Origin of the sequence: Streptomyces sp. NPDC096152 (assembly GCF_044763235.1) — a bacterium.
In the GTDB taxonomy this organism is placed as follows: domain Bacteria; phylum Actinomycetota; class Actinomycetes; order Streptomycetales; family Streptomycetaceae; genus Streptomyces.
In genome coordinates this window covers 963,586-970,645 of sequence record NZ_JBIWFW010000003.1, presented here as the reverse complement: position 1 = coordinate 970,645, position 7,060 = coordinate 963,586, and the positions used below count along the sequence as shown (strand labels likewise).

At 70.8% G+C, this 7,060-nt stretch carries 8 protein-coding genes; all 8 read left to right on the top strand.

Features of this window, described 5'->3' with window-relative positions; all coding sequences use genetic code 11:
- Window positions 1–117: 117 nt before the first annotated feature.
- The 8 genes from ACIQ9G_RS14695 to ACIQ9G_RS14660 all read left to right on the top strand — a co-directional run bounded on the left by ACIQ9G_RS14695 (window position 118) and on the right by ACIQ9G_RS14660 (window position 7,060).
- On the top strand, window positions 118–762 hold the full coding sequence (locus ACIQ9G_RS14695) for an HAD family hydrolase (protein ID WP_403608790.1): 645 nt from the start codon (window positions 118–120) through the stop codon (window positions 760–762).
- 92 nt (window positions 763–854) lie between these two features.
- Window positions 855–1,631, top strand: a complete 777-nt coding sequence (locus ACIQ9G_RS14690) for a VC0807 family protein (protein WP_403608789.1) — start codon at window positions 855–857, stop codon at window positions 1,629–1,631.
- Window positions 1,632–1,761: 130 nt separating this feature from the next.
- Complete coding sequence (locus ACIQ9G_RS14685) at window positions 1,762–2,988, top strand: MFS transporter (RefSeq protein ID WP_403608788.1); 1,227 nt, start codon at window positions 1,762–1,764, stop codon at window positions 2,986–2,988.
- Complete coding sequence (locus tag ACIQ9G_RS14680; protein ID WP_403608787.1) at window positions 2,939–4,111, top strand: acetoin utilization protein AcuC; 1,173 nt, start codon at window positions 2,939–2,941, stop codon at window positions 4,109–4,111. The genes ACIQ9G_RS14685 and ACIQ9G_RS14680 overlap by 50 nt, the downstream gene beginning before the upstream one ends.
- Window positions 4,112–4,295: 184 nt before the next feature.
- Window positions 4,296–5,111: a phosphatase gene (locus ACIQ9G_RS14675; protein WP_403608786.1), complete on the top strand. Its 816-nt coding sequence runs from the start codon at window positions 4,296–4,298 to the stop codon at window positions 5,109–5,111.
- A 129-nt stretch (window positions 5,112–5,240) separates the two neighbouring features.
- Window positions 5,241–5,453: a helix-turn-helix domain-containing protein gene (locus ACIQ9G_RS14670; protein WP_004984898.1), complete on the top strand. Its 213-nt coding sequence runs from the start codon at window positions 5,241–5,243 to the stop codon at window positions 5,451–5,453.
- A 155-nt stretch (window positions 5,454–5,608) separates the two neighbouring features.
- Window positions 5,609–5,707: a 30S ribosomal protein bS22 gene (locus ACIQ9G_RS14665; protein WP_003948845.1), complete on the top strand. Its 99-nt coding sequence runs from the start codon at window positions 5,609–5,611 to the stop codon at window positions 5,705–5,707.
- Window positions 5,708–5,998: 291 nt separating this feature from the next.
- Complete coding sequence (locus ACIQ9G_RS14660) at window positions 5,999–7,060, top strand: NAD-dependent epimerase/dehydratase family protein (RefSeq protein WP_403608785.1); 1,062 nt, start codon at window positions 5,999–6,001, stop codon at window positions 7,058–7,060.

Below are 7,060 nucleotides of genomic sequence, written 5' to 3'. Positions count from 1 at the left end.
GATGGTACTGCAGGGGGGACCCTGTGGGAGAGTAGGACGCCGCCGAACAATTTTTGGGAAAACCCCGCACCTCACGGTGCGGGGTTTTCTGCGTTCGGGGTCGTTTAAGGTCGAGCCATGCGCTATGACCTCGTCATCTTCGACAACGACGGTGTCCTCGTCGACAGCGAGCCGATCTCGAACCGGCTGCTCGCCGCCCAACTCACCGAGCTGGGTCACCCCACCTCCTACGAGGACTCCATCCGGGACTACATGGGATCGGCGATGCACCGCATCCACGACCTCGTCCTGGAGCGCACGGGAAGGGCACTGCCGGCCGACTTCGACGACGTCTTCCACGCCCGTGTTTTCGCCGCGTTCCAGCGGGAGTTGAAGCCGGTGGCCGGCGTCGCCGACGTACTGGAGAAGCTGACGGCGGACGGGACGCCGTACTGTGTCGCGTCCTCGGGGAGTCATGAGCGGATCCGGGTGGGGCACCGGACGACGGGGCTCGACCGGTGGTTCGACGAGGACCGGATCTTCAGTTCGCAGGACGTCGGGCGGGGCAAGCCCGCGCCGGACCTGTTCCTCTACGCGGCCGAGCGCATGGGAGTCGCGCCGGGGCGGTGCGTGGTGGTCGAGGACTCGCCACTGGGCGTGCGGGCCGCCGTCGCCGCCGGGATGGACGTCTACGGGTTCACCGCCATGACGCCCGCGGACCGGCTGACGGGGGCCACACAACTGTTCTCCCGCTTCGACGAGTTGATGGACCTGCTGATATGACCCGGGCCGTCGTGCGGCACTGACATTTGTCATGCGGAGCTCCGGACGATCGTTTCTACCGCCGAGCGGGGACCGGGCGCGAAGCTGGGGGCATGACGACGGACACGAGCAAGAGCCAGAGCAAGCTGAAGAACCTCGCGCCGCTGCTCATCGACGTTGCGGTGCCCATCGGGGGCTACTACCTGCTCAAGAACGGGTTCGGGACGAGCACGCTCGCGGCCCTCGGCTGGAGCAGCGTGGTGCCGGCCCTGCGGACGGTGTGGGGCGCGGTCAAGGAGCGGCAGGTCAACGGGCTGGCCGCGCTCATCCTCTTCGTGAACGTCGTCGGGCTCCTGCTCACCTTCGTCTCCGGTGACCCGCGGCTGATGCTCGCGAAGGACAGTGGGGTGAGCAGCGCCATCGGGATCGGCATTCTGGTCTCGGTGGCGCTGGGCAAGCCGATGATGACCGTCGGCATGAAGCCGTGGCTGATCAAGGGGCAGGCGAGCCGGGAGGCCGCCTGGGCCCGGCTGCGGGATGGGTCCGAGGCGTTCCGGCGGGCCGAACGGCGCTTCTCGCTGGTGTGGGGTGTGGTGCTGCTCGGCGAGTGCGTGGCGCGGGTCGTGGGCGCCTTCACGCTGCCCGTCGGCACGATGGTCTGGCTGGGTTCGGTCGTGATGGTGACCGCGATGGTCCTCGGTTTCCTGGTCAGCGGGGCGGTGGCCGCCGGTCCGATGGCCCGCATGCTGATCGCCGAGGCGGAGACCGGGACGAGGACCGGGACCACGGCCGCCGCGTCCATGGGCGCCGAAGCCGACTCTCCCGCCGCTCGCCCCACGCCCCCGGCGCCCCGGCCGGCCCCCGTGCCGGCCGTGACGCCCGCCCAGTGACCTCCGTCCATGCGGCCCGCCCAGTGAGGCCCAGCCGCAGGACGGTCCGAGAACCGAACCAGAAAACTGAGCCGAATTCATCTTTGGCCGGATCTACCCACAGGTAGCCCGGGGCCCTACGCTCGCCGCCATGACAGAAGTGCTGCGGCGCGGCAGGGCCTCGTTGGCGTTCAGCTTCTTCGCGCAGGGCGCCGCCTTCGCCCTTCTCGTGACGCGCATTCCCGCGATCCAGGACCGCTACGGCGTCTCGGACGCGCTGCTCCCCGCCTTCCTCGCGGCCGTGCCGGTCCTGGCCGGAGTCGGCAGCGTGACGACCGAGCACCTGGTGAAGCGGATCCGGCCCAGCCGGGTGCTGCGCTGGTCCCAGCCCGTCGTGCTGCTGGCCCTGCTCGGTGTCGGGGCCGGCGACCAGGTCGCCGAACTGGCCGCCGCACTCGTGGTCTTCGGGCTGGCCGTGGGGGCGCTGGACGCGTCGATGAACATGCTCGGGGTGAGCCTGCAGCGGACGTACGGCCGCAGCATCATGCTCGGCTTCCACGCGGCCTACAGCCTGGGCGGGATCGTGGGCGCCTCGCTGGCCTGGGCGGGGGCGCACTGGCATCTGGCACTGGTCGTGTCGTACCTGCCGGTCGTGCTGGTGCTGGTGCCGGCGGCCTTCGTGGGGAGCCACTGGTACGTCGACGGCGACAGCACCGCCGTACCGGACACGGGGGGCGGGGCCGGGAGCCCGGGCGGCGGGTCCGTCGTCTTCCGGCTGCTGCTGCCGCTGTGTCTGGTGATGACCTTCGCTTACATCGGCGACTCGACGGTCTCCAACTGGAGCGCGAAGTACCTCCAGGACGTGCTGGGCAGCTCGGAGCAGCTGGCGACGGTGCCGTACAACGTCTACATGGTCACCACGCTCCTCGGGCGGGCGATCGGGGACTTCGGGGTGCGGCGGTTCGGGGCGGTGGCCGTCGTACGGCTGGGCGCGCTGGTGGCGGCGGCGGGGTTCGCGGTAGTCGCCGGGGCGCCCGGCGCCTGGGCGGGGATGCTGGGGTTCACCCTGGTGGGCCTGGGACTGTGCGTGCTCGTGCCGCAGACCTTCGCGGCCGCCGGCCGGCTGTTCCCGGGGGCGTCGGACGCGGCCGTCGCCCGGCTCAACATCTTCAACTACGTGGGTTTCCTGGTCGGTTCGCCCTTGGTGGGGGCGCTCGGCGACGCCTGGAACTACCGCGGGGCCATGCTGGTGCCGATGGTGTTGGTGCTGGTGACGTTGGTGTACGCCCGTTCGTTCGCCCGTCAACCGGACCGATACGGTGACCACCATGAGCGGCCGCGCACAGCTGATGTGGGACGAGGCAGTAACGGGCTATGACTTCGGCCCGGACCATCCGATGGATCCGGTCCGGCTGGCCCTGACCCGGAAACTGGTCGACGCCCTCGGGCTCGACCGCGCGGCACGGGTCGTCGCGGCCAAACCGGCCGGTGAGTCGACGCTGCGCCTCGTCCACCGGCAGGACTACATCGAGGCGGTGAAGGCCGCGTCGGCCGCCCCGCAGGCCTGCGACGGGTCGTACGGGCTCGGTACGCTGGACGACCCCGCCTTCGCCGGGATGCACGAGGTGTCCGCGCTGATCGCGGGGCAGTCGGTGGGGGCCGCGGAGGCCGTGTGGCGCGGGGAGGCGCTGCACGCGGTGAACTTCGCCGGCGGGCTGCACCATGCCATGCCGGGCAGCGCCTCCGGGTTCTGCGTCTACAACGACGCCGCGCTGGCGATCGCGCGCCTGCTCGAACTGGGGGCGGAGCGGGTCGCGTACGTCGATGTCGACGTGCACCACGGGGACGGCGTGCAGGCGGCGTTCTGGGAGGACCCCCGGGTGCTGACGATCTCGCTGCACGAGCATCCCCGGACGCTGTTCCCGCAGACCGGATGGCCGGAGGAGACCGGGGCGCCGTCCGCCGAGGGCTCGGCTGTGAACGTGGCGCTGCCGGCCGGCACGGGGGACGCGGGGTGGCTGCGGGCCTTCCACGCGGTGGTGCCGGAGCTGCTCGCCGGCTTCCGCCCACAGGTCCTGGTGACGCAGCACGGCGCCGACACGCACTTCGAGGACCCGCTGGCGCACCTGGCGGTGTCGCTGGACGCGCAGCGGGCGGTACAGGTGGCCTGCCACGACCTGGCGCACGAGCACGCCGGCGGGCGCTGGGTGGCGCTGGGCGGGGGCGGGTACGCGGTGGTGGAGGTCGTACCGCGGTCCTGGACGCACCTGGTGGGCATCGCGGCCGGGCGGCCGGTGGAGCCGGAGACGGTGATCCCGGAGAGCTGGCGGCAGGAAGTGTTCGCCAGGACACGGCAGTTGGGTCCGATGCGGATGACGGACGGGCGCTGGCCGGTGTCCTGGAGCGACTGGGAGGCGGGGTACGACCCGGCGGACCGGCTGGACCAGGCGGTCCTGGCGACCCGCCGGGCGGTGTTCCCGCTGCGGGGACTGCTGGCGTAGGCGGGGCGCTGCAACGTTCGTCAGGCTCGACGCCGCTCAGGTTCAAGGCCGCTCAGGTTCAAGGCTCTTCAGGGGGGCACGGCTCAGGCTCAATGCTCTTCAGGCTGCACGTTCTTTAGGCCAACTGTGCGGTGTTCCCCTGTTTCCGTGACGCCTGTGTCCGTGGTCCGTCACCATCGCTGGCGTGTTGAGCACCGCGGCGCTGCGCGCCCATCTGGTGGCGGCTCGTCTGGCCGGGACCGTGGCCACCTCACGGGAGGAGAGCCTGCGGAGGTACCGCTTGTTCGCGGCTCGCGATCCCCGCGCGCTGATCGGCATCGATCCCGAACGCGCCTGGGCGCAGGGGGATTTGATCGCGTTGATGGCCGAGAAGTGCGGCGTCTCGGCGGATCCGGATCACATCTCCGGCCATGACGTGATCGACCCGGAGCTGACCCTCGCCGCCCTGGAGGCCTTCGCCGAGCGGCTCGCCGCGGCCGCCCGGCGCGGCGCGCCGGTGCTGCTCGGCACCGGCCACCCCCATCGGCTGCTCGGTTTCTACGCCGCCTTGGCCGATGCCCTGTCGGCGGCCGGATGTACCGTCCTCACCCCGGCGCAGGGTCGCTGTGTCGACATAACGACCCGGTTCGGTCTACGCACGCACAACCTCGCCTACGTACGGGGAGTCGCCCTGGTCCGGCCGCCCGGGACGGAACGCCCCGGTTGTGAGCCCGGCGCGCACACGCACTCGCCGCTGCCGGTTCGGCTCGCCCTGGCCGCGGCCGCCGACGCCGGCGGTCCGCTGCCCGAGCTGGTGATCGGTGACCATGGATGGGTCTGCGGAGCAGGTCAGCTGGGGTTCGAGGCCATCGGTCTGGCCGACACGGACGACCCGGCGCCGTTCGTGGGGGAGGCGGAGGGGCGCGTGTCCGTCGTCGTTCCGCTCGACGACGCCGTACGGCCCGCTTACTACCGCCCGCTCACCCGCTACGTACTCAATCGAGCGCGTCTGTCACAGTAGGCCGCCGATGGGTGCACCTCTTCCCCACTCGCATCACACGCCCCTACATTGGGGAGTGAGCACGCAGCGACGAAGAGTCACCGGAAGGGGAAGCCGGTGGCCGTCGAGTGCGGAAGGTTCAGGTGTGTCATGGCTGCAGCTGGCGAGAGGCCTCTGAACGAGGTTCAGTTCCTTACCGTGGCGGAGGTCGCCTCGGTGATGCGAGTGTCGAAGATGACCGTGTACCGGCTGGTGCACAGCGGTCATCTGCCCGCGATCCGGGTGGGGCGGTCCTTCCGCGTCCCCGAGCAAGCGGTTCACGAGTACCTTCGCGAGAGTTACGTGGGGGTGGAAACCGCCTGACGACGAACCGGCGGGATCCGGCACCCAGTACTTCCCGGGTCCCCCGGTCACCTCGATTACGACCTCAGCGCTCGGACGGGTAGGCTGGCCCCTCGTAGGTCGTATGGGCCCATGGCGCCCAAACACCGAGTGATGAGAAGTGAGCGAGGGTAGTCGTGGGCTCTGTAATCAAGAAGCGGCGCAAGCGGATGGCCAAGAAGAAGCACCGCAAGCTGCTCAAGCGCACCCGCGTCCAGCGTCGCAACAAGAAGTAGTGACGCCAGTCGCTACGAGGTAGCGCGACATCGCGAGAGCGTGTCCGTGGCCCCCCACCGCATCCGGTGGGGGGCCACGCGTTTGTCGGGGCCCGTCCGCGACGCGGCCCCTCCGGCGCCCTGGTCCGGTCCGTCGGCCGTCCCCGTTCGGCGGCCGGGTCTGTTCGTACGTTCGCGCGTATCGTCACTTCACGCATCGGGCGGTCATCACAGCGCAACATCGACCCGATAGGTTGGCCGCAGACGGGGAACGCGGCGGGATACGGGGTCCTGGAGAGGAAGGCGCTGATCTTGGGACAGATCGTGCTGGTGACCGGAGTGGCCCGTCAGCTGGCGGGCCGGTTCGTACGGCGGATCCAGCGTGACCCGCAGGTGGACCGGGTCGTCGGCGTGGACGCGGTCCCGCCCGAGCACCATCTGGGCGGTGCAGAGTTCATCCAGGCGGACATCCGGCAGCCCGGCATCGCGCGCGTGCTCGCCGAGACCTCCGCCGACACGGTGGTCCACATGGACGTCTCGGGCACCGCGCTCGGCAGCGGCAACCGGGCCACGGTCAAGGAGACCAACGTCATCGGGACCATGCAGCTGCTCGGCGCCTGCCAGAAGTCCCCGGGCGTCCGGCGGCTGGTGGTGAAGTCCAGCACCAACGTCTACGGGTCCGCGCCCCGTGACCCGGCCGTGTTCACCGAGACCACCCCGCCCAAGTCCCTGCCCAGCGGCGGCTTCGCCAAGGACGCGGTCGAGGTGGAGGGATACGTCCGGGGCTTCGCGCGGCGGCGGCCGGACGTCGCCGTGTGCGTGCTCAGGTTCGCCAACATCCTCGGCCCGACCGCGGACGCGCCGCTCGCCTCGTACTTCTCGCTGCCGCTCCTGCCGACGGTGTTCGGCTACGACCCGCGGCTGCAGTTCGCGCACGAGGACGACGTGATCGAGGTGCTGCGGCTCGCCTCGCACGAGCCGCGCCGCGGCACGCTCAACAGCGGCACCTTCAACATCGCCGGGGACGGTGTGCTGCTGCTCTCCCAGTGTGCGCGACGGCTCGGCCGCCCCACCGTGCCGCTGCTGCTGCCCGCGGTCACCTGGACGGGCTCGCTGGTGCGTACTCTGGGCATGACGGACTTCTCACCCGAGCAGATCCGATTGCTCACTCACGGCCGGGTCGTGGCGACGGACCAGATGCGCGAGACCCTGGGTTTTGTGCCGAGGTACACGACCGCGGAGACCTTCGCGGACTTCGCCCGCAGCCGCGGCCCCGGACTCCTGCCGCCGGAGGTCCTCGCGAGGGCCGTCGACCGGATCGTCGCGCTGTCCCCCGGGGACAGCGGCCACCCCCCGACGCACAGCGCCAACTGA

Excerpts from the sequence above, each read along its gene's own strand:
- ACIQ9G_RS14695 (WP_403608790.1), top strand. The coding sequence starts at position 118 with ATGCGCTATGACCTCGTCATCTTCGACAACGACGGTGTCCTCGTCGAC.
- ACIQ9G_RS14690 (WP_403608789.1), top strand. The coding sequence starts at position 855 with ATGACGACGGACACGAGCAAGAGCCAGAGCAAGCTGAAGAACCTCGCG.
- ACIQ9G_RS14685 (WP_403608788.1), top strand. The coding sequence starts at position 1,762 with ATGACAGAAGTGCTGCGGCGCGGCAGGGCCTCGTTGGCGTTCAGCTTC.
- ACIQ9G_RS14680 (WP_403608787.1), top strand. The coding sequence starts at position 2,939 with ATGAGCGGCCGCGCACAGCTGATGTGGGACGAGGCAGTAACGGGCTAT.
- ACIQ9G_RS14670 (WP_004984898.1), top strand. The coding sequence starts at position 5,241 with ATGGCTGCAGCTGGCGAGAGGCCTCTGAACGAGGTTCAGTTCCTTACC.